This window comes from Streptomyces chartreusis NRRL 3882 (assembly GCF_900236475.1).
GTDB classification, from domain to species: Bacteria; Actinomycetota; Actinomycetes; order Streptomycetales; family Streptomycetaceae; genus Streptomyces; species Streptomyces chartreusis_D.
On the sequence record NZ_LT963352.1, the window covers coordinates 4,882,235 to 4,897,619 of the forward strand.

Annotated in this window: 20 protein-coding genes; 17 read left to right on the forward strand and 3 right to left on the reverse strand. The window is 70.4% G+C overall.

Annotated elements, in window-relative coordinates; translation table 11 throughout:
- Window positions 1-38: 38 nt before the first annotated feature.
- The 6 genes from SCNRRL3882_RS22010 to SCNRRL3882_RS22035 all read left to right on the forward strand — a co-directional run bounded on the left by SCNRRL3882_RS22010 (window position 39) and on the right by SCNRRL3882_RS22035 (window position 3,117).
- Complete coding sequence (locus SCNRRL3882_RS22010; RefSeq protein ID WP_010036208.1) at window positions 39-779, forward strand: DUF2993 domain-containing protein; 741 nt, start codon at window positions 39-41, stop codon at window positions 777-779.
- A 202-nt stretch (window positions 780-981) separates the two neighbouring features.
- Window positions 982-1,062: a putative leader peptide gene (locus tag SCNRRL3882_RS42635; protein WP_350310325.1), complete on the forward strand. Its 81-nt coding sequence runs from the start codon at window positions 982-984 to the stop codon at window positions 1,060-1,062.
- A gap of 138 nt (window positions 1,063-1,200) precedes the next feature.
- Window positions 1,201-2,046, forward strand: a complete 846-nt coding sequence (locus SCNRRL3882_RS22020) for a sulfurtransferase (RefSeq protein ID WP_010036204.1) — start codon at window positions 1,201-1,203, stop codon at window positions 2,044-2,046.
- A gap of 40 nt (window positions 2,047-2,086) precedes the next feature.
- Window positions 2,087-2,374, forward strand: coding sequence for a DUF1416 domain-containing protein (locus SCNRRL3882_RS22025; RefSeq protein WP_010036201.1), 288 nt, complete (start codon window positions 2,087-2,089; stop codon window positions 2,372-2,374).
- An 86-nt stretch (window positions 2,375-2,460) separates the two neighbouring features.
- Window positions 2,461-2,718, forward strand: a complete 258-nt coding sequence (locus SCNRRL3882_RS22030; RefSeq protein WP_029180924.1) for a DUF3099 domain-containing protein — start codon at window positions 2,461-2,463, stop codon at window positions 2,716-2,718.
- 21 nt (window positions 2,719-2,739) lie between these two features.
- Entirely contained in the window at window positions 2,740-3,117 is a 378-nt protein-coding gene (locus tag SCNRRL3882_RS22035; protein ID WP_010036196.1) for a VOC family protein, read from the forward strand.
- Here SCNRRL3882_RS22035 and SCNRRL3882_RS22040 read toward each other — a convergent pair.
- On the reverse strand, window positions 3,111-3,473 hold the full coding sequence (locus tag SCNRRL3882_RS22040; RefSeq protein WP_010036190.1) for a DsrE family protein: 363 nt from the start codon (window positions 3,471-3,473) through the stop codon (window positions 3,111-3,113). The genes SCNRRL3882_RS22035 and SCNRRL3882_RS22040 overlap by 7 nt on opposite strands.
- A 203-nt stretch (window positions 3,474-3,676) precedes the next feature.
- Here SCNRRL3882_RS22040 and SCNRRL3882_RS22050 point away from each other — a divergent pair, with 203 nt between their 5' ends.
- The 3 genes from SCNRRL3882_RS22050 to SCNRRL3882_RS22060 are packed head-to-tail and all read left to right on the forward strand — an operon-like array spanning window position 3,677 to window position 5,682.
- Entirely contained in the window at window positions 3,677-4,252 is a 576-nt protein-coding gene (locus SCNRRL3882_RS22050; protein WP_010036187.1) for an FABP family protein, read from the forward strand.
- Between the two features lie 16 nt (window positions 4,253-4,268).
- Entirely contained in the window at window positions 4,269-4,706 is a 438-nt protein-coding gene (locus tag SCNRRL3882_RS22055; protein WP_010036186.1) for a Fur family transcriptional regulator, read from the forward strand.
- A 10-nt stretch (window positions 4,707-4,716) separates the two neighbouring features.
- Window positions 4,717-5,682 (forward strand): YgfZ/GcvT domain-containing protein, encoded by a 966-nt coding sequence (locus tag SCNRRL3882_RS22060; protein WP_010036185.1) that lies wholly within the window; start codon window positions 4,717-4,719, stop codon window positions 5,680-5,682.
- 19 nt (window positions 5,683-5,701) lie between these two features.
- Here the strand turns inward: SCNRRL3882_RS22060 and dtd are convergent, their stop codons facing one another.
- Window positions 5,702-6,127, reverse strand: a complete 426-nt coding sequence (dtd, locus tag SCNRRL3882_RS22065; protein WP_010036184.1) for a D-aminoacyl-tRNA deacylase — start codon at window positions 6,125-6,127, stop codon at window positions 5,702-5,704.
- A gap of 212 nt (window positions 6,128-6,339) precedes the next feature.
- Here dtd and SCNRRL3882_RS22070 point away from each other — a divergent pair, with 212 nt between their 5' ends.
- From SCNRRL3882_RS22070 to SCNRRL3882_RS22080, 3 genes are all read left to right on the forward strand, one after another.
- Entirely contained in the window at window positions 6,340-6,972 is a 633-nt protein-coding gene (locus SCNRRL3882_RS22070; RefSeq protein ID WP_010036183.1) for a hypothetical protein, read from the forward strand.
- A gap of 76 nt (window positions 6,973-7,048) precedes the next feature.
- Complete coding sequence (locus SCNRRL3882_RS22075) at window positions 7,049-8,311, forward strand: GNAT family N-acetyltransferase (RefSeq protein ID WP_010036181.1); 1,263 nt, start codon at window positions 7,049-7,051, stop codon at window positions 8,309-8,311.
- Between the two features lie 223 nt (window positions 8,312-8,534).
- Complete coding sequence (locus tag SCNRRL3882_RS22080) at window positions 8,535-9,443, forward strand: FadR/GntR family transcriptional regulator (protein ID WP_078602766.1); 909 nt, start codon at window positions 8,535-8,537, stop codon at window positions 9,441-9,443.
- A gap of 1 nt (window position 9,444) precedes the next feature.
- Here SCNRRL3882_RS22080 and SCNRRL3882_RS22085 read toward each other — a convergent pair whose 3' ends face one another.
- On the reverse strand, window positions 9,445-9,633 hold the full coding sequence (locus tag SCNRRL3882_RS22085; RefSeq protein ID WP_010036177.1) for a hypothetical protein: 189 nt from the start codon (window positions 9,631-9,633) through the stop codon (window positions 9,445-9,447).
- A gap of 160 nt (window positions 9,634-9,793) precedes the next feature.
- On the opposite strand from SCNRRL3882_RS22085, the gene SCNRRL3882_RS22090 reads away from it, so the two are divergent.
- The 5 genes from SCNRRL3882_RS22090 (at window position 9,794) to SCNRRL3882_RS22110 (ending at window position 15,336) form a co-directional block, all read left to right on the forward strand.
- Complete coding sequence (locus SCNRRL3882_RS22090; protein ID WP_029180923.1) at window positions 9,794-10,663, forward strand: GntR family transcriptional regulator; 870 nt, start codon at window positions 9,794-9,796, stop codon at window positions 10,661-10,663.
- Window positions 10,612-11,409 carry an HAD family hydrolase gene (locus SCNRRL3882_RS22095; RefSeq protein WP_078602765.1) on the forward strand — a complete coding sequence of 266 codons (798 nt, stop codon included), beginning with the start codon at window positions 10,612-10,614 and terminating at the stop codon, window positions 11,407-11,409. Before SCNRRL3882_RS22090 ends, SCNRRL3882_RS22095 begins: the two co-directional genes overlap by 52 nt.
- Before the next feature lie 173 nt (window positions 11,410-11,582).
- Entirely contained in the window at window positions 11,583-12,596 is a 1,014-nt protein-coding gene (locus tag SCNRRL3882_RS22100; RefSeq protein ID WP_010036171.1) for an aminoglycoside phosphotransferase family protein, read from the forward strand.
- 38 nt (window positions 12,597-12,634) lie between these two features.
- Window positions 12,635-13,273 carry a TetR family transcriptional regulator gene (locus SCNRRL3882_RS22105; RefSeq protein WP_010036170.1) on the forward strand — a complete coding sequence of 213 codons (639 nt, stop codon included), beginning with the start codon at window positions 12,635-12,637 and terminating at the stop codon, window positions 13,271-13,273.
- 41 nt (window positions 13,274-13,314) lie between these two features.
- Window positions 13,315-15,336, forward strand: a complete 2,022-nt coding sequence (locus SCNRRL3882_RS22110; RefSeq protein ID WP_010036169.1) for a HelD family protein — start codon at window positions 13,315-13,317, stop codon at window positions 15,334-15,336.
- Window positions 15,337-15,385: the final 49 nt, after the last annotated feature.

Here is a 15,385-nt window from a genome sequence, read left to right on the forward strand (position 1 = left end):
GGACCGCCGTCCAACCGCCTAGGTGAGGGAAACACCGCATGCGCGCACTGCGAATACTGCTGATCTTCGTCGTGATCCTGGGCGGACTCTTCGTGATCGCCGACCGCGTCGCCGTGCACTTCGCCGAGGGCGAGGCCGCCGACCGCCTGAAGACCACCGAGAACCTCTCCGCCACCCCGGACGTGTCCATCAAGGGCTTCCCGTTCCTCACCCAGGTCGTCGGCGGCTCCCTGGACGACATCGAGGTCGGCATCACCGACTACGAGGCCGCCGCGGGCAACGGCGCCGAGAAGATCCGTATCGACGACCTCCGGGCCGACATGCGGGGCGTCGAGTTCTCCGGCGACTACAGCTCCGCCACCGCCACCAGCGCCACCGGCACCGCGACCATCGCCTACGACGAGCTGCTGAAGACGGCGAAGTCCGAGCCCACCCAGGTCGCCCCGGGCGTCACCGCCCACGTCGTCGGCCTCTCCGACGGCGGCAACGGCAAGATCAAGGTCACCGTCGAGGCCACCGTCCTCGGCACCAAGCTGCCCGAACCGGTCTCCGTGCTCAGCTCGGTGACGGTGATCGACGGCGACACCGTCCGGGTGAAGGCCGACGGCCTGCCCAAGTTCGGCGGTGTCGAGATCGCCGAGTCCCGGGTCCGGGCCATCACCGACTTCCAGCAGAAGATCGACGGCCTGCCGGGCGGCATCCAGCTGGACAAGGTCCAGGCCGCGCCCGACGGCGTCGAGATCACGGTGAAGGGTTCCAACGTCCGCCTGGCCGGGTAGGAAGGCGCAGACGGACCGGACCTGCGGTGTCCGGTGGGCGAGACGGTGCTGTCCGCAGCTCAGATGTGATGGCGGATACATGCGACCGCGATCCTGGTCCCGCACGGGCGCGAACCCCTTCGGTCCCACATGGCGGATTATCTCGTCTCAGCATGCGACACACCGGTGACATGCGTGCCCGACCGTCCCTACGATCGACAGCATGAAGCGACAGGCGGATCTCACGAAGCGGCGGGCAGTAGACCTGTGCCGCGTCGCCGCCATGCTCTGTCGCACCTTCTGAGCGACCGCGCCGGCCCATGCGCCGACGCGCGCATCCCCGCCGCCCTGCACCAAGGGCACCTGTGCGCCGCCCTCGTCATGGGCGCGCGCCCCGCAGACCTCGCACGCCCCGCCGCAACTGCCCCGGAGGAGAAAGAGCATGAGCCGCAGCGACGTCCTGGTCGACGCCGACTGGCTCCAGGAGCACCTGGACGACCCGACCATCGCCATCGTCGAGGTGGACGAGGACACGTCCGCCTACGAGAAGAACCACATCAAGAACGCCATCCGGATCGACTGGACCAAGGACCTCCAGGACCCGGTCCGCCGTGACTTCGTCGACCAGGAGGGCTTCGAGAAGCTCCTGTCGGAGAAGGGCATCGGCAACGACCACACCGTGGTCCTCTACGGCGGCAACAACAACTGGTTCGCCTCGTACGCGTACTGGTACTTCAAGCTGTACGGCCACGAGAACGTCAAGCTCCTCGACGGCGGCCGCAAGAAGTGGGAGCTCGACGCCCGCGAGCTGGTCGCCGGCGACGACGTGCCGGAGCGCCCGAAGACCGACTACAAGGCCAAGCCGCAGGACACGTCGATCCGTGCCTTCCGCGACGACGTGGTGGCGGCCATCGGCTCGCAGAACCTCGTCGACGTGCGCTCGCCCGACGAGTTCTCCGGCAAGCTGCTCGCCCCGGCCCACCTGCCGCAGGAGCAGTCCCAGCGCCCCGGCCACGTGCCGAGCGCCCGCAACATCCCGTGGTCCAAGAACGCCAACGACGACGGCACCTTCAAGTCGGACGAGGAGCTCAAGGAGCTCTACGCCGCGGAGAGCGTCGACCTGGCCAAGGACACCATCGCCTACTGCCGCATCGGTGAGCGCTCCGCGCTGACCTGGTTCGTGCTGCACGAGCTGCTCGGCGTGGAGAACGTCAAGAACTACGACGGCTCCTGGACCGAGTACGGCTCCCTGGTGGGCGTGCCGATCGAGCTCGGCGCCAACAAGTAAGCAAACCGACCGACCTTTCAAGACCTCTCAGGAGTACGACATGTGTGGAGCGAAGGCCGGCGGCCCGGACGCCTCGACGATCAAGCCCGGTGAGACCACCATCCAGGGTCAGGTGACCAAGGACGGCGAGCCGGTGACCGGCTACGTCCGTCTGCTGGACTCGACCGGCGAGTTCACGGCCGAGGTGCCGACCTCGGCGACCGGACAGTTCCGCTTCTACGCGGCCGAGGGCACCTGGACCGTCCGTGCCCTCGTGCCCGGCGCCACCGCCGACCGCACGGTCGTCGCCCAGAAGGGCGGCCTGGCGGAGGTCGCGATCGCCGTCTGACGGCGGCAAGGCCATGAAGGGCCGCACCCCACGGGTTGGACGCCTGGGGTGCGGCCCTTCGGGCTGCCCGGACCTACGCTGGACGTATGTACGCACGACGGCGGCATACGTACTTCGCGATGATGGGCCTGTGCATCGGCCTCTTCGTCCTGGCCTGGGGTGTCGTGCGGTTGTGGTCCATCCCTGTGGCCGTCGGGATGTGCGTGGTGGCCATGGTCATCCCGCCCGTCGCCGCGATGGTCGCGAACCGCCGGGGGCCGGAGGACCGCTGGTGGGACGACCCGTCCGGGGATCCCCAGTCCGACGAGTGGTGGGACGAGCTGGACGGCAAGAAGCGGCACTGAACCGATGAGGGGGGAGCAACCGTGCGCCTGACGGCGGCGACTCTGGACGCCCCGGACGCCCGTGAGCTGGCCGCCTTCTACCTGCGGCTGCTGCCCGGGTGGCGGGTGTGGCGCGGGGAGGAGTGGCAGGACTGGGTGCACATCCGGCCGCCGGGCGGCGGCACCGGCCTGTCCTTCCAGACCGAGCCCGCCTACCGGCCGCCCGTCTGGCCGAGTACGCCGGACCGGCAGCAGATGATGATCCACCTCGACATCGAGGTCGACGACCTGGAAGAGGAGACCGCGCGGGCCCTGGCCGAGGGCGCGCGGCTCGCCGCGTACCAGCCGCAGGACGGCGTCCGGGTGCTCCTGGACCCGGCGGGCCACCCGTTCTGCCTCCACACGGAGGCGGCTCAGTAGACGAGCGCCTGGGTCTCGTCCGCCAGCGCCTCCTGCACGAAGACCTGCGCGCCCGCGATGCGGACGCCTTCGATGACGTCCTTCTCCGTGATGTCGCGGCGGGCCGCGCACTGCGTGCACAGGGTGACGCGGCCGGCTGCCAGGACCGAGTCGAGCAGGTCGGGGAGCGGGGCCGCGTGCGGCAGCTCGAACTCGGCGGCGCGGCCGGGCAGGGCGAACCAGGCGGATTCGCCGGTCAGCCACAGGGAGACGTCGACGCCGCTCGCGACGGCCACCGCCGCCACCGTGAACGCCTGGGAACACCGCTCGGGGGCGTCGGCCCCCGCCGTCACCTTGATCACCAGCTTCTTCGCCATAGCCGGAATCGTAGTGCCGAAGGCGCCCGCGTAAGCTGGCCCCGGCCCTGTGCACACATCCGCACCCCGCTCAAGGAGCACCCCGTGGAGCTTTTCTTCGAAATCCTGTTGGTCCTGGTCGCCGTCGGCGTCCTCGCCTTCGCCGGACTGACCGTGAAGAAGCTGTACCAGGGCCAGCGCTGACCCCCGTCTAGGAACTTCCGATGATCGAGATCCCGTCCGACCTCCACAAAGACCTCGTCCCGCTCGCCTTCCTGCTCGGCAACTGGGCCGGTGCCGGTGTGCACGACTTCCCCGGCTCCGAGAAGTGCAACTTCGGGCAGGAGGTCGCCTTCACCCACGACGGCCGGGACTTCCTTGAGTACCGCTCCCACAGCTGGGTGCTGGACAAGGACGGCAACAAGGTCCGGCCGCTGGAGTCCGAGCACGGCTTCTGGCGGATCGACGCCGAGCGCAAGGTCGAGGTGACGATGACCCGCGACGACGGCGTCATCGAGATCTGGTACGGCGAGCTGGCCGACAAGAAGCCGCAGATCGACCTCGTGACGGACGCGGTGGCCCGCACCGCCGCCTCCCAGCCGTACACCGGCGGCAAGCGGCTCTACGGCTACGTCAAGAGCGACCTGATGTGGGTCGGCGAGAAGCAGACCCCCGAGGTGGAGCTGCGCCCCTACATGTCGGCCCACCTGAAGAAGGTCGTCACCCCGGAGGAGGTCGAGCGCTGGGCCAAGGCCCTGCCCGACGACATGCCCGACGACGGCATCGCCTTCTTCAAGTAGTTCTAGACTGGCCGGTGTGGTGAGCACCGACTGGAAGAGCGATCTGCGGCAGCGCGGCTACCGGCTGACCCCGCAGCGGCAACTCGTGCTCGAAGCCGTGGACACCCTGGAGCACGCGACCCCCGACGACATCCTCGTGGAAGTGAGGAAGACGGCGTCGGGGGTCAACATTTCCACGGTCTACCGGACGCTGGAGCTGCTGGAGGAGCTCGGCCTGGTCAGCCACGCCCATCTGGGGCACGGAGCGCCGACGTACCACCTCGCGGACCGGCACCACCACCTCCACCTGGTCTGCCGTGACTGCCAGAACGTGATCGAGGCGGACGTGTCCGTGGCGGCCGAGTTCACGGCGAAGCTGCGGCAGACGTTCGGGTTCGACACCGACATGAAGCACTTCGCGATCTTCGGCCGCTGTGAGGACTGCACCCTCAAGGCTTCAACTACCGAGTCGTAGGCTTACGGATATGAAGAGCCCCCTGCTGACCCTGCCCGGCGCCGTCCCCGCCGAGGGCGTGGACGAAGGCGTCGCCGCCCACTACGGCGATCTGTTCCGCGAGCAGCGTGCCCTCGCCGACGGCACCGGTTTCGTGGACCTCTCGCACCGGGGGGTCGTCACCGTCACCGGCGAGGACCGGCTCGCCTGGCTGCACCTCCTGCTCACCCAGCACGTCAGCGACCTCCCGGCCGGCCAGGCCACCGAGGCGCTGATCCTCTCCGCGAACGGCCACATCGAGCACGCCCTCTACCTCGTCGACGACGGCGAGACCGTCTGGGCCCATGTGGAGCCGGGCACCCAGGAGGCGCTGATCGCGTACCTGGAGTCCATGAAGTTCTTCTACAAGGTCGAGGTCGCCGACCGCACGGCCGACATCGCGGTCGTGCACCTGCCGGCCGGCTCCATCGCGGAGGTGCCGCAGGGCGTCGTCGTACGGGAGACGCCGTACGGCCGGGACCTGTTCCTGCCGCGCGCCGACCTGGAGGCGTATGCCGCGCAGGCCGGGCCGCCCGCCGGGATCCTGGCCTACGAGGCGCTGCGCGTCGAGCAGCACCGGCCCCGGCTCGGCTTCGAGACCGACCACCGCACCATCCCGCACGAGCTGGGCTGGATCGGCTCGGCGGTGCACCTCCAGAAGGGCTGCTACCGGGGCCAGGAGACGGTCGCCCGGGTGCAGAACCTGGGCAAGCCGCCGCGCCGGCTGGTCTTCCTGCACCTGGACGGCAGCGAGGTCCACCTGCCGGTGGCCGGCACCGAGGTCCGGCTCGCGGACGACGGCCCCGACGGTCGGAAGATCGGCTTCATCACGACCTCCGTACGCCACCACGAGCTGGGGCCGGTCGCCCTCGCCCTGGTGAAGCGGAACGTGGCCGTGGACGCGCCGCTGGTGGCCGGGGACACCGCCGCCGCCCAGGAAGTCGTCGTCGCGCCGTAAAGCTTGTAGACCTTTCGGGTCAGATTTCGATCAGCACGGTGAACGGGCCGTCGTTCGTCAGTGATACGCGCATCGCCGCCCCGAAGCGGCCCGTGGCCACCGTCGCGCCCAGCGAGCGCAGCTGGGCGACCACCTCGTCGACCAGCGGCTCGGCGACATCGCCGGGGGCGGCGGCGTTCCAGGTGGGGCGGCGGCCCTTGCGGGCATCGCCGTACAGGGTGAACTGGCTGATCACCAGGAGCGGGGCGTCGATGTCGCTGCACGACTTCTCGTCGTGCAGCATGCGGACCGACCAGAGCTTGCGGGCCAGCTGGGCCGCCTTCTCCTTGGTGTCCTCGTGCGTGACGCCGACGAGGACGCACAGCCCCTCGCCCTCGATCGCCCCCACGGTCTCGCCGTCCACGACGACGCTCGCGCCGTCCACCCTCTGCACCACTGCTCGCATACGTCCATCATGCAGGGCGGTGAACATGAGACCGCGGGTGGTTCGCACATGGCCCGAAAGGGTGGTTTGCTCAGGGCGCCAACGGGCCGCGCACGGCCGTATTTTGCTGCTTAACCGCCCATCTGGGGTCTATCGGGGGCACTCGTTCCCATAGCGGCCACTTGGGGTGGCACGATGCTTTCACACACCGGTCGAGGGGACGGTTGAGGCACATGAGCACATCCAGTACCGGACATCCGCTGGGGGCTGTCTGGTCGAGCCACACGGGGACCGGGGCACCGGAGTACCACCGGCCGCCCACACAGCGCACCGACAGCCCGCCGCTGCCCTCGGACGCTCCCGAACACGACCTGGTCGCGCTGAGCCTGCCCGAGCTGCGCACGCTGCGCCGCGACGCCCAGCGCGACGAAGCCGACCTCAGTTACGTACGGCGGCTGCTGCAGGGGCGGATCGACATCCTGCGGGCGGAGCTGACGCGGCGCACCCCGGTGGGCGCGGCCTCCGTGGCCGTACCCGCGGAGGCGTCCGTCGTCGAGCGGCTCGCGGAGATCCTGCGGGACTCCCCGGCCCGGCACCGTTCCTCCGCCCGTCATCTGACCCTCGGCACGCCGCGGGGCGAGGAGTACCGGCGGCTGGCCGCGGAGATGCTCGCCGAGGTCGAGCTGTCCGACCTGGACGCCCGGACGGACCTGGAGCTGAACACCGCGATGGGCCGGCTCGTGCGCTACGAGCAGCAGGTCTCCCGGCGGCGGCAGCGGCTCCAGCGCACCGCCGACGAGTGCAGCGCGGAGATCGCGCGCCGGTACCGCGAGGGGGAGGCCCAGGTCGACGACCTGCTCGTGTGAGGCTCCGCGGGCCCGGGGAGGGCCGGCGGTCGGATATTTACGCGACACCGACCGGCCCTCCGCCTAGCGTGAATCCATGACCGCCACTCCCCGCGCCGACGGCATCGACGTACGCCCCATCACCGAAGCCGAGTTCACCGACTGGCTGCGTGCCGTGAACACCGGCTTCCTGCGGGTGCCGGGCCCGTCCGAGGAGGAGATCGAGGGGCGTCGCCGGCAGTTCGTCCCCGGCCGTCATCTCGGCGCTTTCGACGGCGGCCGGTGCGTGGCGACCTTCCGGTCCTTCGACCAGGAACTCACGGCCGTGGGCGGGGCGAGCGTCCAGGCCGACGCCGTCTCCGGCGTCACCGTCACCGCCACCCACCGCCGCCGCGGGCTGCTCAGCCGGATGATGGCGCGGGACCTGGCGGCCGCGAAGGAGCGCGGGGACGTCGTCGCGACGCTGATCGCCGCCGAGTACCCGATCTACGGCCGGTACGGCTTCGGGCCGGCGACCTGGATGTCCGAGTGGACGGTCGACGTGCCCCGCGCCGGTCTCGACGCCCGCTGGGCGGGCCCGGCGGACGGCGGCCGGATCGACCTGGTGGACGGCGAGGACGTCCGCAAGCTCGGCCCGGAACTGCACGAGCGGCTGCGCCGCACCCAGCCCGGTGTGATCACGCGCGACGAGGTGTGGTGGAAGCTCAACACCGGCGCGCTGCGGTTCGACCCGTCGTGGAAGCTGCCCTTCTTCGCCGTGTACCGCTCGGCCTCCGGCGAGGTCGAGGGCATGGCCGCCTACGAGGTCGACGACCACTGGGGCGACGCCAAGCAGCCGTTGAACACGGCCACCGTGAGGTGGCTGCTCGGCGCGACCCCGGCCGCGGAGCGTGCCCTGTGGCAGTACCTGTGCTCCATCGACTGGGTCGTGACGGTCAAGAGCGGCTGGCGGGCGCCCGACGACCTGCTCCCGTTCCTCCTGCCGGATCCGCGGGCGGCCAGGATCACCTCGCTGTCGGACTGGCTGTGGGTGCGGATCCTCGACGTCGTACGGGCGCTTCAGGCGCGGACGTACGAGGGGGAGGGGACGCTGGTGCTGGAGGTCGCCGGCGTGGACGATCTGACCGGGGGGCGCTACCGGCTGGAGGCCTCGGCCGCCGGGGCGTCCTGCACGCCGACCACCGAGAGCGCGGAACTGACTCTCGGACTGGGCGAGTTGGCGGCGCTGTGGCTCGGTGACGAGTCGGCGGTGCGGCTGGCGGCGCTGGGCCGGGTCCAGGAAGAACGAGCGGGCGCCGCCCGGAAGGCCGACGCCCTGCTGCGCACGTCCAGGCGGCCTTGGTGCCCGGACATGTTCTGAGCCGCCCTCCTTCCGCCGACGACTGGGATCCCGCATCCGTAGCGAGCTGTCGGGGCTCCCGGCTCCCCTCCGGAAGGGAGCCCCATGATGGATGGCCAACCCCTTGAAGGCCTGACCATGTCACCCAAGTTGGCGACCAACTTCACTGTACTTATCTCCGCTTGGAAGCGGCTCATAACCACCTGGTGCTGAACTGCCGAAAGATGGCGGGAAGTTGTACTGTTTGGTTGTGGACCCGGAACACGCCTCCGTCAATGGACGGAAGAGGTCGCAGCGGCCACAGAGAACACATCGCGAGGTGGCCGACGAACTGCGCGCCCGGATCAGGTCAGGAGCACTGCGGCCGGGCGAACGCATGCCCACCCAGGCCCAACTGGCCCACGAGTTCGGTGTCGAGCGCGGTGCCGTACGCCAGGCCCTGCGCATCCTCCAGTCCGAGCGGCTGCTCACCAACGTGTCCAAGGGCAGCCCGGCGACCGTCGCCCCCGACCCCGCCAGGGCGCTGACCGGCCCGGAAGCCCCGCCCCTGCCCACCACTGTGGCCCTCGCACCCCGGATCGCCGAGGCCTTCGCCGCGGAGCACGTCGAGATCGACGCCGTGTGCCTGACCTCCATCTCCCTCACGCTCGCCATCGGCGAGCCGCTGCGGCAGATCCACGCCGGACGGCTGAAACCGGCCAAGGTCGACGTCCGGGTCCTGCTGCCGAGCCGGGACATCGACCTCGCCTTCCCGGTGCCGGTCGAGGGGTGCGGCGACGACTGGGTGCACGAGCGGTGGCTGGCGATGCGCAACGCCCAGGGGCAGGTCCTCCAGCACAACCTGCTGGCCCTGCGCTCCACGCACGGCATCGACGTGCACGTCACGTTCCGCGCGCTGCCCTTCACCCCACCGGTGAAGCTGTACCTGCTCAACAACACCGAGGCGCTGTTCGCGTACTACACGCTGATGCGCCGGGAGGCCGAGATCGACCACGAGCACCTGGAGATGTACGACGCCCAAGGCACCCAGTCGATGCTGTTCTCCTTCCAGCAGGGCCCCGGCCTGCGCGACACGACGTTCGTCGAGCAGTCGCACCTGTGGTTCAACGCGCTGTGGGAGACGATCAGTTCGGAACTGGTGCTCACGAGCTGACTCAGCGGGCGGGCCCCGTCATCAGCAGCGCGAGCACGACCGCTCCCGCCGAGCTGACGGCCGGGCTCTTGGCCTTGATGCCCACGGTGAGAAGGATCAGCCCGACGATTCCGGCCGGACCGTACTTCCACTGGACGAGCTGTTCGAAGGCGACGACGAAGGCGGCGGAGAGGAGAGCGAGGGCGGGCATCTGAGTTCCCCCTTCGGAAGCAAAACTTCCGCCAACTCAGGTGAGTTGGCAACCAACTCTGATTAAGTTGTCCCCGCTTGGCTACTAGCAATAAACAACTTTCAAACAACTCCCGTCAGATGGATCAGAGTTGTAGCGTTTGGTCGTGACCCAGGACAACATGGCGGAGAACGTGGCAGTGAACGGCAGCAGCAGGCTCTCGCCCCAGAAGATCGCCGACATCCTGCGGGAACGTATCCGCGCCGGTGACCTCAAGCCGGGCGACCGCCTGCCCACCCAGGCCGAACTGGCGGAGGAGTTCGGCGTGGAGCGCGGCGCCGTCCGCCAGGCCCTGCGGGCACTCCAGGAGGACGGCCTTCTCGCCGACGTCAGCAAGGGCAGCCCGCCGCGGATCGCCGCACCCGTTCCGGCCCGCGGCGAGCCCCAGCCGACGATGGTGGGCCTGGCGCCGCGGCTCACCGAGGCGTTCTCGGCCCGCCGGGTCCGCGTCGACGTCGTCTGCCACACCGCGGAGACCCTGATGGTCGCCATCGGCGAGCCGCTCCGCCTGATCCACGAAGGCCGGATCCGCCCCGAGTCGATCGACGTCCGCATCCTGGTCCCGTCCCGGGACATCGAACTGGCCTTCCCCGTCCCCGTGGAGGCGCACGGCGACGACAACCCGGTCCACACGCGGTGGCTGGCGATGCGCAACGCGCAGGGGCAGGTCCTCCAGCACAACCTGCTGGCCCTGCGCTCCACGCACGGCATCGACGTGCACGTCACGTTCCGCGCGCTGCCCTTCACCCCGCCCGTGAAGCTGTACCTGCTCAACGGGGAGGAGGCGCTGATCGGCTACTACATGCTGACCAGGCGCGCGGAGGAGTGGGGCAGCCAGACGCTGGACATGTACGACGTCCTCGGCTCCCAGTCGCTCCTCTTCTCCTTCGTGAAGCGGGCGGGCCTGCGGGACGCGGCGTTCGTGCAGGAATCCCAGAAGTGGTTCGACGCCCTCTGGGAAACCATCACCACGGACCTGACACTCTCCTAGTGACTTCTGATACGACACAGACTGGTTCGGCGACAGTCGAGAACGAGAACGATCAGCACCACCTTCCGACTCTGATCAAAAGCGCCCGTGTCGTGCTGTGGGACTTCGACGGGCCCATCTGCCGGCTGTTCGCCGGTCACTCGGCGGACCGGGTGGCGAGCGACCTGGTGTCCTGGCTGGAGAGCCGGGGTCTGCACGGTCTGCTGACCGAGACGGAACGCGAGTCGCTCGACCCGCAGGTCGTCCTGCGCGCCGTGGACCGCAGGCACCCCGGCAGCGACCTCGTCGCGGAGCTGGAGGAACGTCTCACCCAGGAGGAGCTGAGGGCCGCGTCCTCGGCGATGCCGACCCCGTACGCGGATCCGCTGATACGCACCTGGTCGGCGGTGGGCTCCGGCCTCGCGATCACCACCAACAACTCCCCGCGGGTGGTGCGCAAGTACCTCGAAACCCGGGGCCTCGTCGGCTGTTTCGCCCCCCACCTGTACGGCCGCACCCAGGAGCTCCACCTCCTGAAGCCGGACCCCCACTGCCTCAACCGGGCGCTGAACGCCATGGGCGCCGCCCCGGCCGACGCCCTGATGATCGGCGACACGCCCTCGGACCGCGAGGCCGCCGCCCGGGCCGGGGTGCCGTTCCTCGGGTACGCGAGCAACCCCCGCAAGGCCAAGCTCCTGAGGGAATCGGGAGCGGACGCGGTGATCGAGTCCCTGGAGCCCGTACTGGCGTTGCTGCGCGGCCAGTAGCGCCGGTTCACCTGAGAGGGGGTGAGTTCGGCTCGATAGCCGGGTTCTCCCCTGATGACGGTGTCCGGTGGAGTAACGTGCCTTCCCCCTTACACCATCCGCACCACCGGGGCAGGCTGAACCACCCAATGACACCCCCATCGGTCTCCGGTGCTCGGCAGCGAGCAGTCGAGATGAGTGGCGACCCGAACCTGGTCAAGGGGCCGCTCAAGGGGTACCACCACGAGACCTACGTCCTCGCGTTGCCCGGCGGGACACGAACCGTCAAGGTCCGCGAGCCGCGCTCCGAGATCCTGTGGTTCGACCGGAGGTGCTTCAAGTCGGAGGAGGCGCTGCTGCGCGCCCTCCAGGAGCACATCAGTCGCGTCCCCGGCATCGTCGATGTCGCCGGTATGGGCTTCCAGGACTTCATCGAGGGGCGGACGCTCGGTGAGCAGCGGCGGCCGGGGCGGCGCGTTCCCGACGCGGTGTTCGACCAGATCGTCGACCTCTTCCGGGAGATGGTGCGGGTCACGCCGGGCATGCTGAGTGTGCAGCGGCGCTGTGAGGACCGGGACCGCGCCGAGGACGGGGACAGCGACGGCTTTCTGGAACGTCTGATCGTCTTCGTCGAGGAGCAGGTCTACCGGAAGAACCACACGGCGTTCGCCGGCCTGTTCCGCGCGCTCGGTATCTCGGACGAATCGTTCACCCTCCTGAGGAAGCACGTGCTGGGGCTCCAGGAGCGCCCGTTCTGTCTCCTGCACGCGGATCTGCACCGGGAGAACCTCGTCCTCGACCCGGAGGGCCGGCTCTGGGTCATCGACTGGGAGCTGGCGATGCTGGGCGATCCGCTCTACGACCTGGCCACCCACCTCTACCTGATGCGCTATCCGGCCGATCAGGAGAGCCGTATGGTCCGTGAATGGTGCGACCTGGTCGAGAGGATCCGGCCGGGCAGCTCGTCCGGGTGGGAGCGGGACCTGCCGCTGATCCTCGACTTCAAGCGGGCGCAGTCGGTCTTCACCGACGTCATCCGGGTGTCGCTGTCCCTGCGCGAGGACGCCGCGTTCAACTGGGTGGCCCTGCCCGTGGCCGCCGGCAAGCTCCAGAAGATCCTCACCGCCGCCGCGCAGCCGCTCGGACTGGCGCAGGTGCCGAGCCGTTCGCAGATCATGGCCGCGCTGATCCGCTGGCACGGTTCCTGACGGGAACCCCGCCCCGCGGTACTGCGTAGGCTCGCCGCATGAGTGAGATCGGGCTGCGGGAGCGCAAGAAGCAGCGGATGTACCAGGTCGTGTCGGACATCGCGATCGGGCTCTTTCTGGAGAAGGGGTTCGACGCGGTGTCCGTCGCCGAGGTGGCGGCGGCGGCCGAGATCTCCAAGCCGACGCTGTTCCGGTACTTCCCGGCGAAGGAGGATCTGGTGCTGCACCGGATCGCCGACCACGAGGGCGAGGCCGCGCGGGTCGTGACGGAGGCCGAGGGGGAGCCCGTGGCGGCGTTGCGGCGGCACTTTCTGGAGGGGCTGGAGCGGTGCGATCCCGTGACCGGGCTCAACGACGATCCCCGGGTGCTCGCCTTCCACCGGCTGCTCTACGGGACCCCCTCCCTGGTGGCCCGGGCGCACACGCATCAGGAGCGGTCCGAGGCCGCGCTCGCCGAGGTGCTCGGGGGTGATCTCGACGCGCGGCTCGCGGCCGGGCAGATCATGGCCGTACAGCGGATCCTCGCGATGGAGAACTGGCGGCGGATCGCGGCGGGGGAGCGGGTGGCGGACGTACGGGCGGACGCGGTGGCGGCGGCTGAGCGGGCGTTCGGGTGGCTGGCGGCGGGGCTGCCGCCGCGCGTCCGGGTGGACCGGCCCAGTAGTGATACTGAGTAATAAATTTAACTCGGTTACGTTCTTTCGGTACGCTCGGTGGAATGACGTCGACCGAGCCTGCCCTTCAGTACCTCCTCGACCGGGAACGCGCCCACCACGAGCGCTGCCGGGACGCCCTCGCCGCGATGGTCCAGGGCGCCGGTGAACAGGTCGTCGTCGGCGAGGACGTCTCCGCGTCCGGTGCCGACGCCGAAGTCCTCGGATACCAGCTGCGCAGCAGGGCGAAGGCGTTGCGTGAGCTGCCCGAGGGGCCCTTGTTCTTCGGGGCGCTTCAGGGGGAGCAGGGTGAGTTGCACATCGGGCGGCTGCGGATCTCCGAGCATCCCGCCGAACCGCCCCTCGTCGTCGACTGGCGTGCGCCCGTCTCGCGCGCCTTCTACCAGGCCTCGGCCCGGGACCCGCAGGGCGTCGCCGTGCGCCGGCGGTTCGGGTGGGCGCCCGGCAGCCGGGGCGACTCCGGCGACCTCACCGGCCTGGAGGACGAGCACCTGGGGCAGGGCGAGGCGCGGACCAGTGAGATCGTCGCCCGGGAGATCGAACGGCCTCGCGTCGGGCCCATGCGGGACATCGCCGCGACGATCCAGCCCGAGCAGGACGACCTCGTACGCGGGGACCTGGCGGTGTCGTTGTGCGTGCAGGGGGCGCCCGGCACCGGCAAGACCGCCGTCGGGCTGCACCGGGCCGCGTACCTGCTCTACACACACCCGCAGCGCATCCGGCGCGGCGGTCTGCTGATCCTCGGGCCCAACCGCACCTTCCTGTCGTACATCGCGGAGGTCCTGCCGTCCCTCGGCGAGACCGGTGTGCGGCAGTCGACGCCGGCCGAGGAGATCGCACGGCATCCGGTCAGGGGCCATGACGAGCCGGCGGCGGCCGTCGTCAAGCACGACGCCCGGATGGCCGAGGTGCTGCGGAGGGCGCTGTACGCGCGCGTGCGCGCCGACGGCGGTGGTGGCGAGGCGCTCGCGGTGCCCGACGGGGCGTACCGGTGGCGGGTGCCGGCGGCGGAGCTGGCGCGGATCGTGGCCCGGGTGCGGGAGGAGGAACCGCCGTACGGGGTCGGGCGCGAGCGGGTGCGGTCGCGGATCGTGCGCTCGGTGCGCGAGCAGGCCGAGCGGCGGGCCGGGCCGCAGTCCAACGCCTGGGTGCGCCGGGTCGAGCGGGCGCGGCCGTTGTCCGCGTACGTCGACGCCGTCTGGCCCCGGGTGCGGCCCGAGGAGGTCGTGGCCGGACTGCTCGGCGATCCCGGGGCGCTGGCGGAGGCCGCCGACGGGCTGCTGGACCCCGGCGAGCAGCGGGCGCTGCTGTGGCGGAAGCCGCCCCGGACGTGGAAGTCGGCGCGCTGGTCGGCCGCCGACCTGGTGCTCCTCGACGAGGTCGCCGGGCTGATCGAGCACCCGGAGGGATACGGGCACGTCGTCGTGGACGAGGCACAGGACCTGTCCCCGATGGAGTGCCGGGCCATCGCCCGCCGGGCCCGCTTCGGCTCGCTGACGGTCCTGGGCGACCTGGCGCAGGGCACGACACCGTGGGCGGCCCGCTCGTGGCCGACCGTCCTGGCGCACCTGGGGAAATCGGACGCGCCCGTGGTCGAGCTGACCACGGGCTTCCGTGTGCCGCGGGCGGTCGTCGGCCTCGCCAACCGGCTGCTGGAGCGGCTGGACGTGGACGTACCGGCCACCCGGTCGCTGCGCGGGGACGGGGAGTTGCGGATGCGCGAGACGGACCCGGACGGTGTGCCCGGCGCGGTCGTGGAGGCCGTCCGGGACGCACTCGGGCGGGAGGGCTCGGTCGGGGTCGTCCCGGCGGACGCGGACGTGCCCCGGATCCGGGCGGCCCTGGACGCGGCCGGCATCGACGCGGCGGGCCCGGAGGAACTCGGCGCACGGGTGTCCCTGGTACCGGCGAGCGTCGTCAAGGGCCTGGAGTACGACCACGTCGTGGCCGTCGAGCCGGCGACGATCGCCGAGGCGGAGGAACGCGGGCTGCACCGGCTGTACGTGGTGCTGACCCGGGCGGTGTCACGTCTGGAGGTGGTACGGGGGAGGCCGTTGCCGTTCTGACCTGTCTGTCAGGCCCGGGAGTCGCGACGGCGTCCCCACGGTGTCCCCA